Consider the following 24,347-nt stretch of genomic DNA (forward strand, 5'->3'; position numbering starts at 1 on the left):
TCGGGTAAGTGCACGCGACCCCGCCCACCGGGCGGGGTCGTTGCGTTTCCGGATCCGACCGTCCGAACCGAACCGAACAGTGCCCCGCCTCTCCCGGTGTCCTTCCCGATTCGGCGGGATCATCGCCACGCCCGGCCTTGGGGAAACCCGGTGCCTTTCGAACGCAGCCGTGCTATGTTGGGCACATGAAACGCGTGGAGGTCTGCTGCCGCGGCTCGCAGTGGAGTCGTGCCGCGGCCTTTCTCGCGCTCGGGCTGCTCGCCAGCGCGTGCGCAACGGGGCCTCAGGCTTCCCGCCGGGCCGAAACGTCAACCGCTCCCCCCACGGTCCGGAGCGAAGAAGAAAAGGAACGTATCATCACGGGCTCCCACATCCCCCGGAAGGTCAAACGGATGGGTCAAACAGCCGACACGCCGTTCCCGATCCACATCCTGGACAGCCGCGACATCGAACTGAGCGGCGCTGCCACTGTGGCAGAGGCCCTGCGGCGTGTGCCGGCTGTCCGCTGAGGATCCTGCGGAACGGATTCCGGTCGATTCGCTCCTGCAGCGGGCTCGCAAGTTTTTCTCCCCCGGCGCCCCGACATGTTTCCGGGAGCAGGGTGAAAGGCCCGCTCGTCCGCATCGCCGGACTCAGGGGCCAATGGGTCTCGAGCTGGGGAACCTTTCTCGAGACAGCCGGCAGGCCCTGCCGCAAGGGGTTCGAGTATCTCCGAGCCTCACGCTCACTGTCCGGGTCCTTTTGCTCACCCACACCCCCTCCGTAATCCCGATGCCGGCTGCCTTCAGGCGCACCGGCCGCAAAGTCGCGGCCGACGTCTTCCGGCTGATTGATTGCCGGGCGCGGCAGGAGGCATGTCCGCGCGGCGGTGCGGCCACAATGGCGGTGGCCATGGGTTTCTCTGCGGCCCGTGGTGAGGGGGCATTCGGATGGCCTTTGCGTTGCGGACATTCGCCCGGCGGTCACAGGGGCACCGGCAGTGTCGACTGCGTGAATCCCTTCGGGAAGTCGCGTTTTATCCGATCCGGGCAGTGGCGGTGGATGGGCCGCCCGAAGGCCGGCAGGGCCGGCGACCTCGATATCGAGGGACGTGTGCCATCACCGGCGGCAGTGGGAAGGGTTTCGGCAGGTCCTCATCGGCCGGTGCGACACAGGGATTGTCCGGTTTCCCAGTGTCGCAGAAAGTCCGGAAGCAGGTAGGAGCACAAGCTCCATGCCGGCGATGCACCAGACCGGGTGGCGCGACAGGGGAAACAAAGACTGCAAGCGGAGCATCAGGCGGGCCGCTTGCGAAGAGCAAAGGAGAAGGCCGCGCGAGGAACCAGCGGTTTCAGCCGGTCGTGGACCGCCGGGACGGCTCCTGTTTTTGAGGCCGTTGGCAGAGAAATGGCGCCGCCGACTGGAACCCTGCAAGACCGGGAACGTGGGCAGGTATGTCACACGAGCGGTGCCATGATGCTGACTGGTTCCAGACCCAGCCCCGGGACGACCTCGTGCGTGCGCCTTCGGTCCGCCCGCGGTTGCCAAACCAAGCGCCGCAAACCCGGCGCTTCGCGAGCCGCCGGCGGGCACTCGATGGACCGGCGCCTCATGCGGCATGGGACGTGGAAGAGCGACCTTCCAGCCCTGCCGGGGCGCGAGGTCTCCGAAAGGCGATGTGCGTTCCGCACGCCGCGGCGTCGGGCATGGCGGCACGCCGGAGCCGTCCGGTGCGGAAATGGGGGCTTCCGCTCCGTTGCTGCTGGAGCAGGGGAGGGCACTTTCTCACTTCCCGTCCGGAGACAGGCGCCCAAGCCGAAGGCGCGGGTCGGTGCTCCAATCCACATGCCAGGTTCTCCCACCTGTTTTCCTTCAGCAGGTTGCGCATCACAGCTCCTGCCGGGCCACGCGGGAGGACGTTCGAAGATCGGTTCTGCTGGAGAGCCTGCCCCTGGGGTTGAGGCCTGCACGGGCCAAAACCGGGCGGCGTTTCCCGTGGCACAGGCACCGGTGAAGCTGGGGCCGTGCGCGTGCGCAAGCCACGGACCCTTATTTTTCGGTGGTCACGTCACCGCCGATGACGCGCTCCAGGAGGCCGTGTTCGGTGCGGAGGAGTAGGGCCCCGGTCTCGTCCAGCGCTTCCGCCCGGCCGGTCAGCCTTCGCGAACCCAGCACCAGCGTCACTTCCCGGCCCAGGGTGCAGCAGTAACGGGCCCACTCGTCGGCCACTTCCCAGAACCGGCCGTCACAAACGCGCCGGTAGTCGGTGTCGAGCGCCTCCAGCAGGGAGGCCGCCAGGGCCGGCCGGTCCAGAGTTTGGCCGGACTCGATTCGCAGCGAGGTGGCCACGTCGCGAAGCTCGGCCGGGAAATCCTTTGGTTCCAGGTTCACATCCACGCCGATGCCCAACACCACGTGGTGCAACGTGTCCGGGTCGGCATTCATTTCGGTGAGGATTCCGGCGACCTTGCGGCCGCGGCAGGTGACGTCGTTGGGCCATTTGATTTCCAAGGGCAGGCCGGTGGTCTGTCGGAGCGAGCGGCAGACGGAGACGGCCGCGGTCACGGTCAGTTGCGTGGCTTCGGTTGTGCGCAGGGGTGGGCGAAGGAGGACGGAAAACCACAGACCTTTGCCGGGAGGGGAAATCCAGCTTCGGCCGAGGCGGCCGCGGCCGCGGGTTTGTTCCTCTGCAAACACCACCACGCCCTCCCGGGCGCCGTCCAAGGCCAGTTTTTCCGCCACGTCGTTGGTGGAGGCGGTTTGGGCGAGCACGCGAATGTCGCGTCCGATCCGCTGGACTCGGTGTGCGACGCGGGCGAGCAGGTCGTCGGCCAACAGGCGGTCGGGACAACGCACCAGGCGGTACCCGTGGTGCGGGCTGGCCTCGATTTCGAACCCCAGGGCGCGAAGTTCCTGAATCCTTGCCCAGACGGCGGCGCGGGTGATGCCGAGCCGCTCCGCCAGCTCGGCCCCCGAGACGCCGGCGGAACCGGCGGCATGCAGGGCTGCCAGGATGTGCGCGTCGGTGGTCATGGCTGGAGGAAATCGAGCCCGATGTCCACGGCGGGTGCCGAATGGGTCAGCGCGCCGACGGATATGTCGTCCACGCCGGTTTCGGCCACGGCACGGACGTTGTCGAGGCGAATACCTCCACTGGCTTCCAGGCGCGCGCGGCCGGCGACGCGCCGCACGGCCTCCCGGAGATCGGGAAGGCTGAAGTTGTCCAGCAGGATGCGATCGGCACCTGCGTCCAGAGCCTGCTGCACTTGTTGCAAGGTGTCGGCTTCGACCTCGACCTCCAGGTGGGGCCAGCGTTGCCGTGCCCGTGCCACGGCTGCGGCCACCGGGTTGGGTTCGGCGTCTTGCAGGACTTGGAGATGGTTGTCCTTGATCAGGACCAGGTCGTCGAGGCCGAAGCGGTGGTTGTGTCCGCCGCCACAACGTACGGCGTACTTTTCGAGCTTCCGCCACCCGGGTGTGGTCTTGCGCGTGTCGAGGATCCGCGCGCCGGTGCCGGCCACCGCACGTACGAAGCGGGCCGTCAGCGTGGCAATGCCGGAAAGGCGCTGCACGAAGTTCAGTGCGACCCGTTCGGCCGACAGCAGGGCCCGGGCCGGCCCTTCGACCTCCAGGAGCACCGCGCCCGCCTGGAGACTCTCGCCATCCCGGGCGCGGGTTCGGATTCGAACCGAGCGACTCCGTTGCCGGAACGCTTCGATGGCCAGAGGCAACCCCGCCACGACCAGCGCTTGCCGCGCGCGCATGACGGCGCGCGCGCGCGCCCGGGCCGGGATCAGCGCCAGCGAGGTGGCATCGCCACGCCCGATGTCCTCGCGGAGGGCGTTGCGAACGAACCGGCGCACCTCCCGTGGATGAAGTCCATTCACGGCGTTCCATCTTGGAACGGACTGTCCCGGATCACCAGCGCTGAATGGTGTGGCCGCTGCCGGGTAGGCGCCCCGCCCGCGTCCGGCGACCCCTCCGAATCGGGCGAGCAGCCAGACCAAGCTTTACAAGGGCGGATTCACTGGGTCTTGTTGGGGACGATGCAGATCTCCCCGTGCAGCGAGGTGCGCCGCCGGAGCGGACAGATCCGGAATCGGAAGATGCGTTGGACCAAGCGGTCGCCCACGGCAAACGCTCTCCGGTCCGGTATGCCCCCCGCCGACCCCGATTGTCCTGCAAGTCTGCTGCGCAGGCCGGTCGCGTTTGGGGTGGTGCTGGGTTTGGTGATCCAAGCCTTGTGGGCGGGTGAAGTTCGTGCCGGGTCTGGTGCGGGGGACTTTTCGGTGCCGGAGGTGGGGCCCGTGCCGGAGGATCTGCGGGCACGGCTGCAATTGGATCCCTTTTATCGCAAACACCTGGACGCGGGCGGCTTGCCGGTGCTTGGGTCCCGTCGGGTCAGCAACGCGGCACTGCGTGAGGCGGCCTGGATCCTGGGGCACATGCTGGCGGGCCGGCCGGAGTGGCTGGCCCGAATGGGGGAGCGCGGGGCGCGTGTGGTGGTGATGGCCCATGATGAATACACCACCGACGTGCCCGAGCACGCACGACTCCGGCCGAAGATCTATTGGGACCGGCGCGCACGCGGGTTGGGCGGGCGCACCACCAGTTGCGGAGAAGAGAATCTCCTGGGCTTCCCGGGTGACCCATACGCGGGGGAATGCATCCTGATTCACGAGTTCTCGCACGCGCTGCACAACGTCGCGCTGCGCCGGGGAGAGCCGGGGTTTCAGGAGACCTTGGAACGCCTTTTTGAACAGGCCCGGCGCGAGGGACGATGGACCGGCACTTATGCCGCCTCCAACCCGGAGGAGTACTGGGCCGAGGCGGTGCAAAGCTGGTTCGACTGCAACCGGGAAAACGACGCCAGTCATAACCACGTGAACACCCGGGAGGAATTGCAGGCTTACGATCCCGGGCTGGCGCAATTGTGCGAGCGGGTGTTCGGCACGAACCCGTGGCGCTATCGGAGGCCGTGGCAACGGCCCGCTGCGGAGCGGGTTCACCTGGCGGGTTACGATCCGGCGCGTGCGCCGCGGTTTCATTGGCCCGACCCGCCGTTGGGAGAGCGTGCCGTGGTCCGGTTCGACACGCCCTTGGGATCGTTCGAGGCCGAACTGTACGCGCGGCAGGCGCCGCAGGTGGTCCGGCATTTCCTGGGGTTGGTTCGCGACGGCTTCTATCGGGAGGGGTCGCTGCGTTGGATTCCGGCTGTGCCAGGCGGAGAGGCCGGGGCGTACATCGAGGGAGGAACCGATCCGGCACGGCTGGCGGAACAGCCTTCCTTGGATGACGGAGAGACTCCGGCCCGTTCCGGCCTGCGGCACCTCCGCGGCACGCTGACCTGGGTGCTCGGCGGCGCGGAGGACGGGCGCGGACGATTCCGGATCTGCCGGGAAGACCGGCCCGACTGGGACAACGCCCGGCCGGAACAGCAGCCGGAGGGACCCGGCTTGGCGCCATTCGGTCGGGTGATTCGCGGGATGGACCTGTTGGAGTCCTGGGCAAGGGAGGTGGATCGTGATCCGGCCGGTGGCAGTGCGCTGCGGCTGCAGGGCGTCTACCGGATGGAATGATCTCTCACGGAATTGCCGGGCGCAGCGGCGACGGCCCGCCTCGCGGCTCAGAGCGGCTGGCGCCCCGCGTAGCCCGCGTGCAGTTCATGCCAGTAGGCGATGTCCGGTTCGCCCTCCTCCCAGCAGAGAAAAACCTCGCGACCGTCACGCAGGGACGGGAAATCCACCAGGCCACGCTCCACATCGCGAACGATGATGCACCGCTGCTCGAGTTCGCGGTGGCGGTCGAAAAGCTCGAACCACTGCCGGATGTGGTCCTGCACGGCAGGGCCGCCGAGGTCGTAGCCGTCCGGGAAATGCCGTTGAAGGTTGCGGCGGTATCGGTTGAGCTTGTCGTGCAGTTCGCGCAGGGCGGGCAATTGCTCCCGGACCCAGGGCAGGAGGGCGCGCGCTTCCTCGAGAGTGTAATGGCGTGGGAACTGCAGCTTCATGGCTCGGGGACGGCAGGCGCCGCGGCGGCGCGCGAAGGTTGGAGTTTTTCCCGGATAACGGCGTTGTCCGGGTCCAGTTCCAGGGCCCGCTGCCAGGCACGGCGTGCTTCTTCCATCCGGCCGAGGGCGGCCAGGATGTCACCGTAGTGGTCGAAGAGCGTGGGATCGGGCTCCTCCATGGTCTGGAGGGCCTTCTCCATCCAGGGGAGCGCCTGATCGGGCCGGCCCAGCCGGAAGAGCACCCAGGCCATGCTGTCGAGGTAGGCGCTGTTGTTGGGATCGGCCTGGACGGCCTGCTCGATGAGCCGGCGTGCCCGATCCAGGTTCTCGCCGCGTTCGGCCCACATGTAACCGAGATAATTCTGGGCGGGGTGGAATCGGGGGTCGAGCTTCAGGCATTGTTCAAACGCGCGCACGGCCGCGGGGATGTCGCCGGTGCGTTCGGCGGTCACGCCCAGTTGGAAATAGAGTGCCGCGTCGAGCCGGTTGGTTTCGGTCGTGGAAGCAATGACCTCGGCGGCCGAGAAGTGCCTGCGGGCGGAGGCGAAGTCCTGGAGCTGGCTGCATGCCAGGCCGGAGAGGTACTCCACGAGGAAAGTCCGGCCAATGGTCTCGCGGGCGGTCTCCATCGCCGCCAGGACCTGGTCGGGTTGACGCAGGGCCAAAAGCGCCTGCGCCAGGTTGTAGTAGGCTGCCTCCAGTTTCGGGTCGAGCGCCAGCGCCCGGCGGTACGCATCCACGGCTTCGGCGGCCCGGCCGCTCTCGAGCGCCAGGTTCCCCAGCACGAAGTGGACCTGCACGTTCATGGGGTCCAGTTCGGAAAGTTCCCGCAGGACATTGCGAGCCGGTTCGGGCTGGCGGGAGCCCAGGTAGAGATCCGCCAGCCGGGCAAGCACAAGACGGCGCAGCGGGGAGTTGGAGGCCAGGGCTGCGCGAGCCCGTTCGTACCACGCGATGGCGTCCGTGGCCCGGCCGATGCGCAGGTAAAGTTCCGCCAGCCCGAACTGTTGCTCCGGTGTGGCAGGGTTCAATGAGGCGACGTGCCCGGCCACCCGGGCCAGCAGTTGGGGGGTGCGACTTCGCTCTTCGGGTGAAAGCGTGGCCAGGCGCGCATAGGCCTCGGCCAGCACGAGCAGCGAATCGGCGTCGGCTTCGGGCGCCTCCAGCAGCTCCAGGAGAAAGCCCATGGGACGGGCCTCGGCGGGGAGGGAATCGGCCCGCTGCAGGATCGGGCCGAGGAGCGGAACCAAGGCGGCCGGAGTCGCCCCCCGGCGCCGTGCCTCCTGAAGGGCCTGGAGTGCATCCGCAGTCCGATCAAGCTGCAGGAGCGCCTCGGCCTGTAAGAGCGGCAGGTCGGGGCTGGTCGAGTTCGTGAGGTAGGGGCGGAGGATTTCCAGCGCCTGTCCGGGTTGCCGGTACCGAAGGAACCTCCGGGCCACTTCGCGGGCCAGTTCCTCGTCGCCCGGGGCCGCTTCAAGTGCACGGCGAAACGCGGCCACCGCACGCGGGATGTCGCCCTGCATTTCGAGCATGACCGCCTCCGCAAAGTGTGCGTCGGCCTCGATCTGCTTGCGATGCGCCTCGGTTGCCGGGTCGGGTCCGAACCAGGCAGACCACGGCCGCCACCAGCGTTCCGGCGAGGCACAGCCCGCGCCCGCCAGCAGGGCGACCAAGAGCGCCAAGCCAACCCGCCGGCAGAGTTGGCCGGTAACCGTCATGCGCAGAGCATACCGCGCCGCAACCGGGAGGGCAAAACGCGGGCGCTGCGGCGCGCCGGTGGAATCGGGAATCGGCCGACCGATCAGGTCTGCCAGGTGCGCTTCTTGTGACGGTGCATACGCAGCTTTTTGCGGCGCTTGTGCTTGTTGATTTTGGCCTTGCGGCGCTTTTTGAGTGAACCCATAGACCTGTTCGGCCTTCAGTATACGATTTTGTTCAGCGGATATTCAATGATGCCTTCGGCCCCGGCGCTCTTCAACTGCGGGATCAATTCCCGGACCACGTGCTCGTCAATGACGGTTTCCACGGCCACCCAGCCGGGTTGGCTGAGTTGGGAGATGGTGGGGTTGCGAAGGGCCGGCAGCAGGGAAAGGACCTGTTGAAGTTTGTCCTGGGGCACATTCATCTTGAGGCCCACCATGACCTCCGCGTCGAGGGCACCCTTGAGCAACATGGCCAGCACCTCGATCTTGCGCCGTTTCCACGGATCCCGCCAAGCGTGGTGATTGGCGATCAGCCGCGGCGTGGAGACCAGGATTTCGTCAATGATCCGGAGCTTGTTGGCCCGGAGGGAAGAACCCGTCTCCGTCACTTCCACGATTGCATCCACCAATTCATGGGCTTTGACCTCGGTGGCACCCCAGGAGAACTCCACCTCTGCCTTTACCCCGTGCTTGCGCAGGTACCGGCGGGTGATGTTGACCACCTCGGTGGCAATGCGCTTGCCCTGCAGGTCCTTCACCGACCGAATGGGCGAATCTTCCGGCACGCAAAGGACCCACCGGGCCGGACGCCGGGTCGCCTTGCTGAAGAGGAACTCGCCCACCTCGTGCACCTTGGAACCGTTTTCCACGATCCAGTCGTACCCGGTAATGCCGCAGTCCAGATAGCCGTGCTCGACGTACCGGCTGATCTCCTGCGCACGGATCAGCCGCACCTCCAGCTCCTCGTCATCCACGTACGGAATGTAGGAGCGGCTGCTGACCTGAACGTGGTAACCGGCCTTGGCCAGTTTTTCCAAGGTCGCCTCCTGCAGGCTGCCCTTGGGCAGCCCGAACCGGAGCACCCGCTTGGGTGTCGTTTCCTGTTTCGATTCCCGTTGTCTCTGTCGTTGTTTGGCCATGCGGATGAAATTGCGCTCGAGCAGGGTGCCGGTCCGTCCTGCCTGCTTGGGAATTGAACCGGCCGCCCCTTGCGCGGCGCTCTTTCTGCCAGCTTGTCCTCCCAAACGCCAATCTTTTCTTCAGGGGAAGGGCCCGGACCCCGGGGCTGTTTCGTCTGGGTGGGCCATGGCCGGCCGCGAGCGCTTGCGCTCCGCTCAAAAACCCTCTACCCGGCCCCGGCACGCCGGAAAACCACGCTCCCCGGCGCCGGAAGCCCGACCCGAGAAGGCCGTCCGGCCGGTTGACTCCCAGGTCCGCGACCAGCCATCTCCCAAGGGCCGACCACCGGCCCCTTCCACCACAGCCTCCCATCTCCAAATCCACCGTGCCCTGCACCCGCCGGAGGATCCGCCCGATCCTCTGCCCCACCGCCTTGAACCCGCAGGCCCGATGGCACTTGCCCCGATACCGGCTTTCCTCCACAAAGCTCTCGACCAACAGCACCGGATGCCCCCAACGGGCCTGCCAGTCCCGGCTGAGCCCCTTCAGACACAAACCCAGCCACCGGCCAGGTCAGGCCGGGGGTCACACCCCCGATCCACCAGGACCGGAAAAGCGGCTGTTGTTGACCACCAGATGCTGGCGCGGGGCCCAAGCCGCGGGCTCCCAGCGATCTTGCAATCCCGCCCTTGAGTGTGCTGGGCCGACCCGCTGAAAGCCACCAGGGCTACCCATCGGCCCCCGGCCCCGGCCACATGACACAAGCTGCGCCCTTGCAGCCGGGCACTGTTGCAGGGAGTGCTCCTTTCCCGGAAGCTCATTGAATCGGGCACACTTGTTGCCTGTGCATGGAGTGTCATGCACCGGTAACTTGGCGGGTCAACGCGTTTGGGTTCGCCTGCGGACTTGTCTCAGGACAAGTGCAGCACCACCTGCGACAAGCAGAGCCCAGGTACTCGGTTCCGGCACCCAGACCAGGTTGTCCATGGCCCAGCGGTCGGCATGGATTTCGATCCACAACAGGCCGCCGGCAAACTCAGGCGAAAAGTTGTAGGTCACCAGCCGGTTTGCCCCGCCACCGGGCGTGACAAACGTGTTTGTAACCACTAACCCACCTGCCCTGTAGCCCACAAATGAAATGGGCAGGTTTGTGTAGGATGGGGAAATAGGATCTGCCAATTGCACGGAGACAAGCCCGAACGACATGCCGTTGGTTGGGCTAAACTGCACATAGTCATCGGGACTGTATTTTCGAAAGAATAACATATACGGCGTGTCATTGGACGGGATATTGGCTGGTGTAGTGATTGCTGGTGCAATGCCCATGCTGTCATGCCAGGGCGAGCCTGTGCCCGGGGTAGGTATCACCACACGGAACCAGAACCCCTGCTCGTAGTAGTTGGTACCGTAGAGTCCCATTTGACCGCTGAAGGTCAGTGTGCCTTGTGCGAGAGCTGGACTGTTGAAGGCCAGTACCAGCAGCGAAGCCAGAAAGGTCACACTGCGTACTTTTGCTACTCCTTTTTCCAAGCACCGTTGTATGTTGGGTGTCATGTGCATTGCTGGCTTATCATTTATTGGAATGTAAACTCCAGCCACCAAGACCCCAGAAGCGCACCTGTGTTCTGTTGGGAGTCATCATAAATGTATAGCTGCCACAATCCGTTAGCATCGTCACCGACGAGATCGAAGAGATTAGTGGAATACGGTCCCGGAGGTGCACCTGGTAACTGGGTTTCCACCGGAGTACCGTAGTTGGATGGCCCAAAGTAATGCGTCTGCCAAGACCAAATAGGCTCTTCGTCGGGAGGTAGAGAAAGCAGGTGTTCAAACACGATTGTAACGTTTGTTATGCTCGTATTTCCACCTGCATCGCTCATGAGCATGATCTTTTTGCCGGACGGACTCACGAGCAATATGTCCAGGTCGTCAGGGCGCGTATGCCGCAGGTTGTAGAGTATGACCCGTACACTGGCCAGGTTGGTCGGCATGCCACGCACTTGGATTGTGGCCGGGTACCGACTGGCTGTGCCCATTGTGCCTGAGCCTGGGATGGAGATCGCGAGTGGATAGACCGACAATGTAGCGGGGCCCAACCAGAGCGTTTCGCCAGCCGCGTTGCTGACCAGTACGCTGGCCATTGTCCAATCATCCCACAGGTCAACAATGGTGAGTGTAAGTGTTGGGCCTGTCACAGCCGGCAACTCGACGAACTGATTTGTCCAGGAGTACATGATGTACCAGCGGTAAGTGATTGGTTCCGGTGCCAGCACCCGGGCATTGAACTGCGCGTCTTCGGTCTCGTATGCCCAGGTACCGTGCAACCAACCGCCAAGACAGCTTGCTTTCTGCGCATGCAGTGTCATGCACCGGTAACTTGGTGGGTCAACGCGTTTGGGTTTGCCTGTGGAGTCGTCTGAGGAGGAGTCCTGCGCCGCCTGCGATAAGCAGAGCCCATGTACTGGGTTCCGGCACCCAGACCAGGTTGTCCATGGCCCAGGCTGGCGACGGAATTTCGACGCGCACCAGCCCGTGGGCGAAATCCGGGCCGAAATAAAACGTTTGGAAGCTGCTGCTGCCGCCTCCGCCCACGGTGAACGTTTGGCTGACCATCGAGTCGTCAGCCCGATAGCCGATGAAGGTGATGTCGATAGGCGACGGCGACGGTGCCACCGGGTCGGCCAGGTCAACCGAAATCAGTCCAAAGGGCGTTCCGCTGGTAAAAGTGTGGTCGCCAAACCGCGCAGCATTGGTGCGCGCAAACAATACGTACTGCGGCGTGCCCAGACTGTTGATCCAAACAACCCGCGGCGTTCCATTTTGAGGATAGCCAAGCGGGCCAAACGCACCGACTATTTTCACTTCATCAACCTGAACCGGTGGAGCATGCGGCGGGACGACTCGAAACGAAAAATCATCATGGTAGCTCAATATGAAACCGCTCACGCCGTTGTTTATCCACGGATCATCGAACGCGATGACCCCTTGACCTTGGATCACATCAAGACCAGCGAAAGCAAACGCGGCAAGATAAAGGGTTTTTTTCAACTTCAGTGCCTTCATGGTGCCATGTTTCCTATTAGTAATAAAATCTCAAACTCCATGAATCTTGCACGACTCCGGTTTGTCCGGACTTGTCGTCGTAAATGTAAAGCTTCCAGACTCCATTCGGGGCGGGATCTGTTAACCGCAAGATGTCTAGGTCAGTGGAATACGGTCCGGCTGGCGCACCGGGCAGTTGTGTCTCCTGCTCACCATGGTTGGCGGCCCGGTAATGAGATTCGAAATTAGACGGGATCGGACTGTTTTCAGGTGGAGTGGGATATCCCATCCAATACGGATGGAACACCAGCGTGGCGTTGGTCACGGCAAATGAGCCCCCGGCATCGGACATGAGCATGATTTTTGCCCCTGAGGGACTGACAAGCAGGATATCCAGATCCTCAGGCCGGTTGTGACTCAAGCCGGCCAGCGTCACCTCTACCCACAAAACGTTGGTTGGCATCCCAAACACCTCAATTGTGGCCGGGTAACGTGAGGCCCGGCCCGAGGAGGGAATAATAATCGGTTGTGGCACAACCCACAGCATTGCAGGGCCAACCCACATGGTCTCGCCTGCCGCACTCCTGACCAGCACACCGAACCAGTTGCAGTGGTCCCAGGAGTCCACGTTTGTCAGCACCAGTGTAGCATTGGTTTGGCCGGGCAACAGCATCCAATCGTTTGTCCAGGGATACAATGCATACCACTGGTACTGCAGTGGCTCCGGCGCCACAACATACGGCCAGAACTCGGCATCCTCCGTTTCCTCGACGATTTCATCGTCAAGGAACCAGTCCAGAAAACTTGTTGCCTGTGCATGGAGTGTCATGCACCGGTAACTTGGCGGATCAACGCGTTTGGGTTTGCCTGTGGAGTCGTCTGAGGACGAGTCCTGCACCACCTGCGACAAGCAGGGCCCAGGTACTCGGTTCCGGCACCCAGACCAGGTTGTCCATGGCCCAGCGGTCGGCATGGATTTCGACCCACAACAGGCCGCCGGCAAACTCAGGCGAAAAGCTGTAGGTCACCAGCCGGTTTGCCCCGCCACCGGGCGTGACAAACGTGTTTGTAACCACTAACCCGCTTGCCCTGTAGCCCACAAATGAAATGGGCAGGTTTGTGTAGGAGGGGGAAATAGGATCTGCCAATTGCACGGAGACAAGCCCGAACGACATGCCGTTGGTTGGGCTAAACTGCACATAGTCATCGGGACTGTATTTTCGAAAGAATAACATATACGGCGTGTCATTGTACGGGATATTGGCTGGTGTAGTGATTGCTGGCGCAATGCCCATGCTGTCATGCCAGGGCGAGCCTGTGCCCGGGGTAGGTATCACCATACGGAACCAGAACCCCTGCTCGTAGTAGTTGGTGCCATGTGTCACATAAGGCTCTACACGCCCTTCAAACCGAAGTGTGCCTTGAGCCAGGCCCATAGAGGATGACAGCACAGTCCCAACCGCCAGAACAAATCCCACAATGGACTTTAATCGCACCATAGGTTTTTTACTGAACACTCGGTTACACTGTGTATATCTGTGTTTTACTAGAAAAAGAACTCAATCCACCACGAGCCTACCAGTGCCCCGGAGCTGCCTACACTATCATCGTAGATGTATAGCTGCCATACGCCATTGGGATCGTCACCGAACAGGTCATCCAACCGTATCGAATACGGTCCTGGAGGTGCACCTGGTAACTGGGTTTCCACCGGAGTACCGTAATTGGCAGGGCAGTAGTAATTCCACTCCCAAGACAATAGCGGGCCTTCATCGGGCGGGAACCAATAATGCTGGTCAAACACCAGCGTTGCATTTGTTACGGCGGTGTTTCCACCCGCATCGCTCATGAGCATGATCTTTTTGCCGGACGGACTCACGAGCAATATGTCCAGGTCGTCAGGGCGCGTATGCCGCAGGTTGTAGAGTATGACCCGTACACTGGCCAGGTTGGTCGGCATGCCACGCACTTGGATTGTGGCCGGGTACCGACTGGCTGTGCCCATTGTGCCTGAGCCTGGGATGGAGATCGCGAGAGGATAGACCGACAATGTAGCGGGGCCCAACCAGAGCGTTTCGCCAGCCGCGTTGCTAACCAGTACGCTGGCCATTGTCCAATCATCCCACAGGTCAACAATGGTGAGTGTAAGTGTTGGGCCTGTCACAGCCGGCAACTCGACGAACTGATTTGTCCAGGGGTACATGATGTACCAGCGGTACGTGATTGGTTCCGGTGCCAGCACCCGGGCATTGAACTGCGCGTCTTCGGTCTCGTATGCCCAGGTATCGTCCAACCAACCGTTGAGAAAACTTGTTGTCTGCGCATGGAGTGTCAGGTCGTAGAGGGCGGGTTGTTTGCCTGGGTCATCGCGTATGAGCGCCACGCGCACCTCGATGTACCGGCCGTGCACAGCCTGGAGCATGGCGTTGTTTGTTACCTGCACAAATGCCTGGTGGGCCAGGGCAAGTCGCTCGTCACTTGCCCTGACAAACACTTCAATGTCGCAGCCCTCGGGTACGGATGCGTTCCAGCCAATCCGGTCCCACCACAGACCGGGCATGCCGCTGTCGTGAATCACCATCCAATAACCTTTGAATGGTTGCAACGTCGGGTTGACGATCCGGTTGTTGAACCCGGTCATGTCGCTGTAATTGTAAGCATTGTTTACCGCAAAGAGGCAAAGACGCAAAGCGGCAACCAAAGTAGCGCAGACTTCCAAGTCTGCCGTATCGCGGGTTTCCAAACCCGCCGACCGTGCGACCGCCCAGGCCGAGCCGATTGAGAAATCGGCGATACAGCAGGTTTTGAAACCTGCGCTACCGCTGGCTCACCAGCCAGTTGCACTTGGAAAAATCTTCCCCGAATCGCGCGACGTGGGCACTGCCAAGACGCAAAGATGCGGTGTTGACAACAGGGTGCATGAACCGGCTTCTGACACCGCTTCGCGTCTCGGCGTCTTGGCGTGTGCCTGTGCGGGGCACGCAGACAGGTCTCTGCGTTAAATGCAACTGTCGCTGCCAAGTTCACGACTTTCGGCGTTGGTGAAATCTTTTCCACGCCAATGCCAACAGGCCAAGCCCGACCAGGGCGTAAGCCCTCGGTTCTGGCACCCAGACCAGGTTGTCCATGGCCCAGCGGTCGGCATTTATCTGCACGCTTAACAAGCCTGAGGCAAATTCTGGTCCAAAGTTATAGCTTACAAAATAGTTTGCGCCGCCACCGGGTGTAACAAATGTGTTTGTGACGGTTGAACCGTCAAGCCGGTAACCTATGAAGGATATAGGCAGGTTCGTATAGGACGGTGCCAGTGGGTCTGCAAGGTCCACTGCCACTAATCCGAAGGGCGCGCCATTGGTCAGGCTCAAGGAAACATAGTTGTAGGGATTGTACTGGCGGAACCAGCCCATGAACGGCGTGCTGTTTTGGGGCACATTGCCGGAACCCGAAGGTAATATCACCATGTTATCGTAAGATGATCCTTGTGGGACGGTTAGTTGAAATATCATGCCGGATTCTGAATAATTTGTGCCGCTCCAGACGTGCTGACCATACCCACTAAAAGTTATAGTTCCTTGTCCCCGGGCCGCCAAGCTTCCCAGCATGACTGGGAGTAACCATAGATTCGCAAGGCGTTTTTTCATTGTATTTCTTTGCCTCCTTTCATTCATTGGAAGGTAAAATCCAGCGACCATGATGCGTTGAGCTGCCCGATTCCACCCGGCTGAACATCGTCATAAATGTAAAGCTTCCAGATTCCGTTCGGATCATCTCCTATCAAATCATTAAGGTTGCTTGAATAGTCACCGGCAGGCAACCCGAACGGAATTTGCGGCGTCTTCTGACCGTAGTTACTAGGCCCGTAATACGAATGCTTTCCAGATGGGATTGCGCCGGATTGCTGTGGCGGAGACCAGCCCTGCACAAAAGTTAGGATTGCACCGGATACTCCGTTTGTTCCGCCGACGTTCGACATGAGGATAATCCTCTTCCCGGATGGACTCTCCAGGAGCAGGTTCAAATCCGCTGAGCGCGTATGACTCAATCCCCACAGTGTCACAGCTACGCTGCTTATATTCGTTGGCTGGCCAAAGACACTGATTGTCATCGGATAGCGCGTGGCTGGTCCGGCGCCGCTGGGATAATTCGTGGCCGGGATGCGCACCTCCGCCGGAAACATCACCAAGTAGGCCGGCCCCAACCAGAGGCTTTCACCGGCTGCGTTGGTCACAAACACCTTGGCCTGCGTCAAATCCACCCACGAATCCACATTGGTGATGACGAAATACCAGTTGGTTGCCCCGGCCACCTGCACCCAATTGGTTTCCCACGGATACGCTCGATACCACTGGTAGCCCATCGGTTCTGCGCCAATCACATCCGTCCAGAACACCCCGTCGCCGCCCTCGTCCGCCCAGGCATCATAGAGGAACAGGTCACCTTCAAACCCGGAACTGGTGCCGTACAGGGTCAGATCATACAGCACCGGTTGTTTGGCCGGGTCATCGCGCACCAAAGCCAACCGTACCTCGATGTACCTGCCCCGGATGGCCGGGAAACACACCTTGTTGGTTGCTTGCACAAAGGTCGCCCTCCCCAAATCGGTCCGATCGTCTGCGGCCCGCACAAACACTTCCACCGAACACCCCTGCGGCACCGCCGCCGTCCACGACACTTTGTTCCAGAGTTGGTGTTCGATCCCGCTATCGTGCACGGCAATCCAATATCCTTTCAGCGGCTGCAACGTCGGGTTGACGATCCGGTTGTTGAACCCCGTCATGTCGCTGTAGTTGTAGGCATTGTTTACCGCAAAGAGGCAAAGACGCAAAGCGGCAACCAAAGCAGCGCAGACTTCCAAGTCTGCCGTATCGCGGGTTTCCACACCCGCCGACCGTGCGACTGCCCAAGCCAAGCCGATTGGGAAATCGGCGATACAGCAGGTTTTGAAACCTGCGCTACCGCTGGCTCACCAGCCAGTTACACTTGGAAAAATCTTCCCCGAATCGCGCGATTTGCGCACTGCCAAGAGGCAAAGCCGCAAAGATGCGGGGTTGACAACAGGGTGCATGAACCCGCTTCTGACACCGCTTCGCGTCTCGGCGCCTTGGCGTCTGCGTGTGCGGGGCATCCAGAAAGGTCTCTGCGTTAAGTGCAACTGTCGCTGCCAAGTTCACGACCTTCGGCGTTGGTGAAATCTTTTCCACGCCAATGCCAACAGGCCAAGCCCGACGAGGGCGTAAGCCCCCGGTTCCGGCACCCAGACCAGGTTGTCCATGGCCCAGGCTGGCGACGGGATTTCGACGCGCACCAGCCCATGGGCGAAATCCGGGCCGAAATAAAACGTTTGGAAGCTGCTGCTGCCGCCTCCGCCCACGGTGAACGTTTGGCTGACCATCGAGCCGTCAGCCCGATAGCCGATGAAGGTGATGTCGATAGGCGACGGCGACGGTGCCACCGGGTCGGCCAGGTCAACCGAAATCAGTCCGAAGGGCGTTCCGCTGGTAAAAGTTTGCTCGCCAAACCGCGCAGCATTGGTGCGCGCAAACAACACGTACTGCGGCGTGCCCAGGGTGTTGATAAATGCCGCGTAAGGTGTCCCGTTGTGAGGGTAACCCGCTGGCCCGATGGCTCCAATCTGTTGCACAGTATTGTGTGGTTGTGGTGGCCCTGGAACGACCCGAAAAGAGAACTGATTATGGTATCCCAGCGAAAAAACACTCAGCCCATTGTTGATCCAAGGGTCGTCGAAGGTGACAGTGCCTTGCGAGGAAGCTGTGGCGATAAACGTCAAAATCGACAACACAATAGCAGGAAGCCTCACAAAGAATATCAGTTTCATGGCGATCTCTTTCACTGGTAATTAGTAATAAAGCCTCAAGCTCCAAGAACCCTGAAGCGCGCCCGCCTGTCCGGTTTTGTCATCAAAAATGTACAGCCTCCACACACCGTTCGGATGGGTGCCGGACACGTCATTTAGATCATCCAAATACGGCCCGGCCGGCGCACCAGGCAGTTGTGTCTCCTGCTCACCATGGTTGGCGGCCCGGTAATGAGATTCGAAAATAGACGGGATCGGACTGTTTTCAGGTGGAGTGGGATATCCCATCCAATACGGATGAAACACCAGCGTGGCGTTGGTCACGGCAAATGCGCCCCCGGCATCGGACATGAGCATGATTTTTGCTCCCGAGGGACTGACAAGCAGGATATCCAGATCCTCAGGCCGGTTGTGACTCAAGCCGGCCAGCGTCACCTCTACCCACAAAACGTTGGTTGGCATGCCAAACACCTCAATTGTGGCCGGGTAACGTGAGGCCCGGCCCGAGGAGGGAATAATAATCGGTTTTGGCACAACCCACAGCATTGCGGGGCCAACCCACATGGTTTCGCCTGCCGCACTTCTGACCAGCACACCGAACCAGTTGCAGTGGTCCCAGGAGTCCACGTTTGTCAGCACCAGTGTAGCATTGGTTTGGCCGGGCAACAGCATCCAGTCGTTTGTCCAGGGATACAATGCATACCACTGGTACTGCAGTGGCTCCGGCGCCTCAACATACGGCCAGAACTCGGCATCCTCCGTTTCCTCGACAATTTCATCGTCAAGGAACCAGTCCAGAAAACTTGTCGCCTGTGCACGGAGTGTCAGGTCGTAGAGGGCGGGTTGTTTGCCTGGGTCATCGCGTATGAGCGCCACGCGCACCTCGATGTACCGGCCGTGCACAGCCTGGAGCATGGCGTTGTTTGTTACCTGCAAAAATGCCTGGCGGGCCAGGGCAGGTCGCTCGTCACTTGCCCGGACAAACACTTCGATGTCGCAGCCCTCGGGTACGGATGCGTTCCAGCTAATCCGGTCCCACCACAGACCGGGCATGCCGCTGTCGTGAATCATCATCCAATAACCTTTGAATGGTTGCAACGTCGGGTTGACGATCCGGTTGTTGAACCCGGTCATGTCGCTGTAGTTGTACGGCGCAGCGGCGTTGGTGTAAGGCGCGGGGTGATACGAGCCGTCGCCCAGGTCAACCACCATGTCAACCTGGCCGACGTAATTGGTCACAAGCACCCCGGCATTGGTCGTGATCACAATTGGCCCTGCAGTAGGATCAATCCGCATCACGTTGTCCGACCCGAGATTGGCCGCCCAAATCTTGCCGGCTGCATCTACTGATACACCGTGCGGATATTGACCGGTTTGAACGAACCGCTCCAGTGGAATCACCACAGGCGCGGCTTGGCCAGGTTCGATCCAGGAAAGTCGCACCCGTGCCTCGCCGGTGAATTCGATGTATTCCACCTTCAATGCGTAGGCCGTGTTCGTGGACAGGTAGTTTGTGAGGTACAACACGACAGGGTACGGCCCCGGTTCTTCCCACCAATTGCTCGAGACCACTTGACCTTCGAGTGTGAGTCGTACAGCAGCACCGGCATCGGCACTGACAATCAACACGTGCTCGCCTTCCTTGCGTGGTTCGAGCACACCAAGCCAGCGAGCCGAGAAATAGTTACTGGGTACGCTTGGTGCGGGGGAACCCTGACCCCAATCAAAGTCCAATGGTGCTTCTATGCGCACCAATCCCGGTTTGCCGGCAAAGTTTGTGTTTGGGAAATATTCACCGCGCAATCCGGTGAGGCGCATCTGCACGTTGCCAAGGTGAATGCCGTTTGTGTCCAGATGCCCGACGGTTGTACCGCCGCTGTGAGCGACCCATACATGCCCGTTTGTATCCACAACCAGGCCTTTCGGTGCATAAGCGCCGGAGTTGAACAACTGTGGCGAGCCGTCCGCGTTGGTGACATATGTGCCGTCGGGCCACCAACGAAACACGTTCGAGCTTTGGTACGAGGTTTGCCAGATGTAGCCGTGGCGCGGGTCCACTGCAATGCCGTAGGGCATCGGTGCCGGTGCAGAAAGCACGACCCAGTCATTTGTTGTAGGCGGCATAACGGCCGGCGGTGTGAACCGCAAGACGCCCGCATTCGGGCTGGTCGACCACAACCGACCCCAGCGATCGAGCACGGCCCCGTAGCCGCCTGCCTGGGGATCGAAAACCGACCCGGGCACGATTGATGCGGTCAGACCATTGGCCTTCACATGATGGCGCGTGTGGGTGCCCCCGACCCATATGTCGTTGAAGCGGTCCACCGCAATCGCGCGCGTGCCGGCGGTCGGTACCCGCACGTACTCGAGGATGGCTTCGTCTTCAGCAGTCGAGACACCGCCATAGGTGTCAACAGCATTGGGATTGTCCCAAGCCAAAATGTCAGCCAGCCCGCGTGAGGTGCGGATGAACCCGTCACCGTCCCGGTCAATGCAGGTGTTGTACACGGCATTCGAGATGGCCACATACTGACCAGTTGGGTCCGGATAATACACTCCGTTGCTCTTTGAAAACCGCGTACCGCCCAGGATCAACCCAATCCGGGTAATCGAGCCGTAGTTTGTCCCGCCAATGTCGAGGTCATCCGCACGATTCGCCACCCACACATTACCAAACAGGTCAACGGTGGTACGGGACGGGTTGGCATAGCCAACGCTTTCGCCTGGGCGCGAGGGCGCAGTCCGATACTCCCCAATCACTGCGCCATTGGTTGTGTTGATGCGTACTTTGGTGCCGCGCCCCGAACAGGCAACCGCGATGAACGGGAACTGCGGCGGCAGATTGCTTGTAAACTGCAATTGACCGTCGCCACTACCCTGCACCGCCTCAAGCCCCATCATGGTCCCTCGCCTGAAATCGGCTACTGTGCTGTAGGTGTACTGGTACTGCTCGAGTATCCAGCCTGTGGCACTGGCGTGCGCCGAATCAACTTCGTACCCGGCACTGCCAAGCACGCTCAGCGTGGCGGTCTCAGACCCTTCAGTTTGTGAGTCCGGGACAGGCGTCAGAATCAACTCAACCGTGGTTTGGCCCGGCTGAAATGTTACGGTGACGTTTGTGCCGATCACAGTTGCTGGTGCAAGTGAGTAATCAGCTGCATAGGTGGCAGTGCCTGAAACACCGCAGTGGACATCGAGCGGCCAGCTCACGTACCCACCCAGGCGACTCAGCCTGAATCGGGCCGTGTGGGTCGGATATTGCTCGATTGCGACTGAGTCGAGCACCTGAATACCTACCAGTGGCGTTAATCGGTCATCAGCCGGATCGTTCGGGTCAGTATGCGTGACCAGGCGCTCGAACGCATCTGAGAACCCGCCACCGTCTGAGTCATTTGTACCGGCCAGCCTGAAATAACATTCTGCAGCAAAGAGATTCGTCACCGTGAGGTTCGTCTGGCCCGGCTGCGTGCGCAATACCCAAAACCAGTTCGTCAGGTTAAACCCGGGCACGGCAGGGTTCAGATTGGTCGTCCCGAACAGATCGTAAACGCGCTCGGGTGTCGGGGTGTGCACAACCAAGGTCACGGCTTGATGGGTGGCCGTCAGCAACTCCAGCCAAACTGCCTCGCCCGGAGAAGATGAGCCGGCCGCAGCGACGCCACCGCTGGCCGTGCGCTGCGGTATGGGACGGCCGTCCTGAGCCGGCCCGTTGTGCATCGGGGGCCGCAGGCCCAGCACGAGCTCTGCGGCCTCCAGCTCGGCTTCCAACCGCGCCAGAGCAGCGTAGTCCACCGACCGATCGTCCACAACGAAGCTGCCCTCGCCCTCCACCGCGTATACGGGCAGGCCGAAGTCCACCGCAACAGGAGGCAGGAACGGCCAAGGTGGATCGTCTTTGGCCAGCAACCAGAACGTACCCACCGGAGGAACAAGGTGGGGCGGTAGAGGCTTCAGCTTCTGCACCAGCGCAGCCGGCTCGGGCTCGGTCTTGCGCAGGCTGTTGGCTGCCCACCCTGCGCCAACGAAGCAACTGCAGGCGATCACGACCTCGGCGACCGGGGAGCACAGGTTCCGGAATGCCTTCATAGGGGCTGCGAGTAGTGGGTTAAGGGCGTCACAAGCGATGGCAGCATACGATACTCCCGAGAGCGCCAACGCGCCCTCAGTTTCTAAGATTTGCTCTCATGGATGCAAGCTCAAAGTGAGCGGCACTGAAGATGGCCCCGGGGCTGGGTTGTCTGGGTGGGCCAGGGATGGCGAGGGGAGCTTGCGCTCCGGTACAAAGCCTCTCCCCAGCTCCGGCGCGCCGGAAAACCACGCTCCCCGGCGCCGCAGGCCCAGCCCGAGGGGGCTGTCCGGCCGGTGGGTTTCCGGTCGCGGGACGGCCGATGGTTTTGCGGGCCTGTCGCCGGGGCGTGCACTCTTGAGGGTTATTCCTCTTCCGGCTGGAGGACCAGGACGGCCAGCGGGGGGAGCGTGAGCGGGGCCGACCACGGATGTCCGTGCCAGGGGACCTCCTCGGCCTGTACGCGTCCGCCGTTGCCCACGTTGTTGCCGCCGTAGTGGGCGCTGTCCGTGTTGAGCCGTTCCCGCCACGAACCGCCGCGCGGCAGGCCCACGCGGTAGCCGTACCGGGGCACGGGCGTGAGGTTCAGGATGACCACGCACTCGGGCGCCGGCCGGAGAGCGCGGCGGATAAACGAGAGCACACTTTGCTCGTGGTCGGAGCAATCGATCCACTGAAACCCGGCCGGGTCATGGTCGGCCTCCCAGAGTGCCGGTTCCTCCCGGTAGAGCCGATTAAGGTCTTGCACGAGCCGCTGCACGGCGCGGTGGAGGGGGTCCTGTTCGGCCAGCTGCCAGTCCACCTCGGCGTTGGCGTTCCACTCGGTGCGCTGGCCGAACTCGCCGCCCATGAAGAGCAGTTGTTTGCCGGGGAAGAGCCATTGATAGGCCAACAGGGCCCGGAGATTGGCTGTCCGCTGCCAGTCGTCGCCGGGCATCTTGCTCCAGAGCGAGCCCTTGCCGTGGACCACCTCGTCATGCGACAGCGGCAGAATGAAGTTCTCGTGGTAGTGGTAGAGCATGGCGAAGGTCAGCTCGTTCTGATGGTATTTGCGGTGGATGGGATCGCGGTGGAAGTACCGGAGCGTGTCGTGCATCCAGCCCATGTTCCATTTGAAAGTGAAACCGAGACCCCCGACATGCGGCGGCCGGGTGACCATGGGCCAGGCGGTGGATTCCTCGGCGATGGTCACCACGCCCGGGAAATGGGCGGGCACGATCTCGTTGGTGTGGCGCAGGAACTCGATCGCCTCCAGGTTCTCGCGGCCGCCGTAACGGTTGGGGACCCATTCGCCGGGCTTGCGGGAGTAGTCCAGGTAGAGCATCGAGGCCACCGCATCCACGCGCAGGCCGTCGGCGTGGTAACGGTCGCACCAGAAGAGCGCGTTGGCCACGAGGAAATTGCGCACCTCGTGCCGGCCGTAGTTGAAGATGAGGGTGCCCCAGTCCTGGTGTGCACCGAGGCGGGGATCCTCGTGTTCGTACAGCGCGGTTCCGTCGAAACGGGCCAGGGCCCAATCATCCCGCGGGAAATGGGCGGGCACCCAGTCGAGGATCACGCCGAACCCGGCGTCGTGCAGCGCGTCCACCAGGTACTGGAAGTCCGCCGGTGTCCCGTACCGGCTGGTGGGGGCGTAGTACCCGGTCACCTGATAACCCCAGCTCGGGTAGAAGGCATGCTCGGCCACGGGCAGGAACTCCACGTGCGTGAAACCCATCTGCCGCAGATAATCAATGAGCGGACCGGCCAGCTCGCGATAGCCGAACGACTCGGTGGGCGACTTCTTCCGCCACGAGCCGATGTGCACCTCGTAGATGCTCATCGGCGCGCGCAACGGATCCCGCCCGGCCCTTTGTTCCAGCCAGGCGTCGTCCCCCCAGCGGTAGGACCGGGGATCCCAGACAATGGCCGCATTTTTGGGCGGGACCTCGAAGAAGAAACCGTAGGGATCGGTTTTGAGGCTGATCTGACCGTGGAGGTTGCGGATTTCAAACTTGTAAAGTGCCCCGGGCCGCACCCCGGGGATGAAGATCTCCCACACGCCGGATGCGCCCAGGCGCCGCATGGGATGACGGCGTCCGTCCCATTGGTTGAAATCTCCCACCACACTGACGCGCTGGGCGTTCGGGGCCCAGACGGCAAAACTCACCCCCGGCACGCCGTCCAACTCGCGGATCTGCGCGCCCAGTTTTTCGTAGATCCGGCGTTCATCCCCCTTGTTGAACAGGTAGAGGTCCATCTCGCCGATGGTGGGAAGGAAGGAATAGGGATCGCGGGTGCGGGTCACGCGTCCCTGCTCGTCCGTGATGACCAGGTCGTAGGCATAAACGCGCTGGGCCTCGGTGGTGACACCTTCGAACAGGCCCACCTCGTGGATGCGCCGGAGGCGAATGCGGGGCTGTTGCGGTTCGTGCACGGGCACCGCCTCCACCTGTGCGGCGCCGGGGATCAGGGCACGGACGACCACACCCTTGCGGTCGCCCAGGACATGCATGCCCAGCAGGTCGTGGGGAGTGGCATGACGGAATTCGACGAGGCTGCGCAGTTCTTCCGGGCTCAACAACATGGTTCCAACATAACAGGTAGCGCCGGGGGAGCCAACCTCCGCGGGCC

At 61.9% G+C, this 24,347-nt stretch carries 19 protein-coding genes; 2 read left to right on the top strand and 17 right to left on the bottom strand.

Going from position 1 to position 24,347, the window contains the following annotated elements; all coding sequences use genetic code 11:
- The first annotated feature begins 185 nt into the window (after positions 1 to 185).
- Entirely contained in the window at positions 186 to 509 is a 324-nt protein-coding gene (locus ACPDIX_RS12335; RefSeq protein ID WP_423432104.1) for a hypothetical protein, read from the top strand.
- A gap of 1,519 nt (positions 510 to 2,028) precedes the next feature.
- Here the strand turns inward: ACPDIX_RS12335 and ACPDIX_RS12340 are convergent.
- Positions 2,029 to 3,012 (bottom strand): biotin--[acetyl-CoA-carboxylase] ligase, encoded by a 984-nt coding sequence (locus ACPDIX_RS12340; RefSeq protein WP_423432105.1) that lies wholly within the window; start codon positions 3,010 to 3,012, stop codon positions 2,029 to 2,031.
- Positions 3,009 to 3,866 carry a carboxylating nicotinate-nucleotide diphosphorylase gene (gene nadC / locus ACPDIX_RS12345; RefSeq protein WP_423432106.1) on the bottom strand — a complete coding sequence of 286 codons (858 nt, stop codon included), beginning with the start codon at positions 3,864 to 3,866 and terminating at the stop codon, positions 3,009 to 3,011. Before nadC ends, ACPDIX_RS12340 begins: the two co-directional genes overlap by 4 nt.
- A gap of 330 nt (positions 3,867 to 4,196) precedes the next feature.
- Here nadC and ACPDIX_RS12350 point away from each other — a divergent pair, with 330 nt between their 5' ends.
- Positions 4,197 to 5,558, top strand: coding sequence for a peptidylprolyl isomerase (locus ACPDIX_RS12350; RefSeq protein ID WP_423432107.1), 1,362 nt, complete (start codon positions 4,197 to 4,199; stop codon positions 5,556 to 5,558).
- Positions 5,559 to 5,605: 47 nt separating this feature from the next.
- Here ACPDIX_RS12350 and ACPDIX_RS12355 read toward each other — a convergent pair whose 3' ends face one another.
- The 15 genes from ACPDIX_RS12355 to glgB form a co-directional block, all read right to left on the bottom strand.
- The gene (locus tag ACPDIX_RS12355; RefSeq protein WP_423432108.1) at positions 5,606 to 5,989 is read right to left on the bottom strand and encodes a DUF2203 domain-containing protein; all 384 of its coding nucleotides are present in this window, start codon (positions 5,987 to 5,989) and stop codon (positions 5,606 to 5,608) included.
- Positions 5,986 to 7,671, bottom strand: a complete 1,686-nt coding sequence (locus ACPDIX_RS12360) for a tetratricopeptide repeat protein (protein ID WP_423432109.1) — start codon at positions 7,669 to 7,671, stop codon at positions 5,986 to 5,988. The genes ACPDIX_RS12355 and ACPDIX_RS12360 overlap by 4 nt, the downstream gene beginning before the upstream one ends.
- 119 nt (positions 7,672 to 7,790) lie before the next feature.
- The gene (locus ACPDIX_RS12365) at positions 7,791 to 7,892 is read right to left on the bottom strand and encodes an AURKAIP1/COX24 domain-containing protein (RefSeq protein ID WP_423432110.1); all 102 of its coding nucleotides are present in this window, start codon (positions 7,890 to 7,892) and stop codon (positions 7,791 to 7,793) included.
- A gap of 15 nt (positions 7,893 to 7,907) precedes the next feature.
- The gene (gene hisG / locus ACPDIX_RS12370) at positions 7,908 to 8,831 is read right to left on the bottom strand and encodes an ATP phosphoribosyltransferase (RefSeq protein ID WP_423432111.1); all 924 of its coding nucleotides are present in this window, start codon (positions 8,829 to 8,831) and stop codon (positions 7,908 to 7,910) included.
- Positions 8,832 to 9,690: 859 nt separating this feature from the next.
- Positions 9,691 to 10,341 carry a PEP-CTERM sorting domain-containing protein gene (locus ACPDIX_RS12375; RefSeq protein ID WP_423432112.1) on the bottom strand — a complete coding sequence of 217 codons (651 nt, stop codon included), beginning with the start codon at positions 10,339 to 10,341 and terminating at the stop codon, positions 9,691 to 9,693.
- Between the two features lie 44 nt (positions 10,342 to 10,385).
- Positions 10,386 to 11,177, bottom strand: a complete 792-nt coding sequence (locus ACPDIX_RS12380) for a proprotein convertase P-domain-containing protein (protein WP_423432113.1) — start codon at positions 11,175 to 11,177, stop codon at positions 10,386 to 10,388.
- 19 nt (positions 11,178 to 11,196) lie between these two features.
- The gene (locus tag ACPDIX_RS12385; RefSeq protein ID WP_423432114.1) at positions 11,197 to 11,874 is read right to left on the bottom strand and encodes a PEP-CTERM sorting domain-containing protein; all 678 of its coding nucleotides are present in this window, start codon (positions 11,872 to 11,874) and stop codon (positions 11,197 to 11,199) included.
- 16 nt (positions 11,875 to 11,890) lie between these two features.
- Positions 11,891 to 12,682 (bottom strand): hypothetical protein, encoded by a 792-nt coding sequence (locus ACPDIX_RS12390; RefSeq protein WP_423432115.1) that lies wholly within the window; start codon positions 12,680 to 12,682, stop codon positions 11,891 to 11,893.
- Positions 12,683 to 12,701: 19 nt separating this feature from the next.
- Positions 12,702 to 13,289, bottom strand: a complete 588-nt coding sequence (locus ACPDIX_RS12395) for a PEP-CTERM sorting domain-containing protein (RefSeq protein WP_423432116.1) — start codon at positions 13,287 to 13,289, stop codon at positions 12,702 to 12,704.
- A gap of 110 nt (positions 13,290 to 13,399) precedes the next feature.
- Positions 13,400 to 14,596 (bottom strand): proprotein convertase P-domain-containing protein, encoded by a 1,197-nt coding sequence (locus tag ACPDIX_RS12400; RefSeq protein WP_423432117.1) that lies wholly within the window; start codon positions 14,594 to 14,596, stop codon positions 13,400 to 13,402.
- 280 nt (positions 14,597 to 14,876) lie between these two features.
- Positions 14,877 to 15,455, bottom strand: coding sequence for a PEP-CTERM sorting domain-containing protein (locus ACPDIX_RS12405; protein ID WP_423432118.1), 579 nt, complete (start codon positions 15,453 to 15,455; stop codon positions 14,877 to 14,879).
- 62 nt (positions 15,456 to 15,517) lie between these two features.
- A complete protein-coding gene (locus tag ACPDIX_RS12410; RefSeq protein ID WP_423432119.1) occupies positions 15,518 to 16,732 on the bottom strand; it encodes a hypothetical protein in 1,215 nt (404 codons plus the stop codon).
- Between the two features lie 288 nt (positions 16,733 to 17,020).
- Complete coding sequence (locus ACPDIX_RS12415) at positions 17,021 to 17,704, bottom strand: PEP-CTERM sorting domain-containing protein (protein WP_423432120.1); 684 nt, start codon at positions 17,702 to 17,704, stop codon at positions 17,021 to 17,023.
- Positions 17,705 to 17,710: 6 nt separating this feature from the next.
- Positions 17,711 to 21,754, bottom strand: a complete 4,044-nt coding sequence (locus tag ACPDIX_RS12420) for a PA14 domain-containing protein (protein ID WP_423432121.1) — start codon at positions 21,752 to 21,754, stop codon at positions 17,711 to 17,713.
- 344 nt (positions 21,755 to 22,098) lie between these two features.
- On the bottom strand, positions 22,099 to 24,300 hold the full coding sequence (gene glgB / locus ACPDIX_RS12425) for a 1,4-alpha-glucan branching protein GlgB (RefSeq protein WP_423432122.1): 2,202 nt from the start codon (positions 24,298 to 24,300) through the stop codon (positions 22,099 to 22,101).
- Positions 24,301 to 24,347: the final 47 nt, after the last annotated feature.

Source organism: Limisphaera sp. 4302-co (genome assembly GCF_049537155.1).
GTDB lineage: Bacteria > Verrucomicrobiota > Verrucomicrobiia > Limisphaerales > Limisphaeraceae > Limisphaera.

Excerpts from the sequence above, each read along its gene's own strand:
- ACPDIX_RS12335 (WP_423432104.1), top strand. The coding sequence starts at position 186 with ATGAAACGCGTGGAGGTCTGCTGCCGCGGCTCGCAGTGGAGTCGTGCC.
- ACPDIX_RS12340 (WP_423432105.1), bottom strand. The coding sequence starts at position 3,012 with ATGACCACCGACGCGCACATCCTGGCAGCCCTGCATGCCGCCGGTTCC.
- ACPDIX_RS12355 (WP_423432108.1), bottom strand. The coding sequence starts at position 5,989 with ATGAAGCTGCAGTTCCCACGCCATTACACTCTCGAGGAAGCGCGCGCC.
- ACPDIX_RS12365 (WP_423432110.1), bottom strand. The coding sequence starts at position 7,892 with ATGGGTTCACTCAAAAAGCGCCGCAAGGCCAAAATCAACAAGCACAAG.
- hisG (WP_423432111.1), bottom strand. The coding sequence starts at position 8,831 with ATGGCCAAACAACGACAGAGACAACGGGAATCGAAACAGGAAACGACA.
- ACPDIX_RS12380 (WP_423432113.1), bottom strand. The coding sequence starts at position 11,177 with ATGACACTGCATGCGCAGAAAGCAAGCTGTCTTGGCGGTTGGTTGCAC.
- ACPDIX_RS12385 (WP_423432114.1), bottom strand. The coding sequence starts at position 11,874 with ATGAAGGCACTGAAGTTGAAAAAAACCCTTTATCTTGCCGCGTTTGCT.
- ACPDIX_RS12390 (WP_423432115.1), bottom strand. The coding sequence starts at position 12,682 with ATGACACTCCATGCACAGGCAACAAGTTTTCTGGACTGGTTCCTTGAC.
- ACPDIX_RS12395 (WP_423432116.1), bottom strand. The coding sequence starts at position 13,289 with ATGGGCCTGGCTCAAGGCACACTTCGGTTTGAAGGGCGTGTAGAGCCT.
- ACPDIX_RS12405 (WP_423432118.1), bottom strand. The coding sequence starts at position 15,455 with ATGCTGGGAAGCTTGGCGGCCCGGGGACAAGGAACTATAACTTTTAGT.
- ACPDIX_RS12420 (WP_423432121.1), bottom strand. The coding sequence starts at position 21,754 with ATGAAGGCATTCCGGAACCTGTGCTCCCCGGTCGCCGAGGTCGTGATC.
- glgB (WP_423432122.1), bottom strand. The coding sequence starts at position 24,300 with ATGTTGTTGAGCCCGGAAGAACTGCGCAGCCTCGTCGAATTCCGTCAT.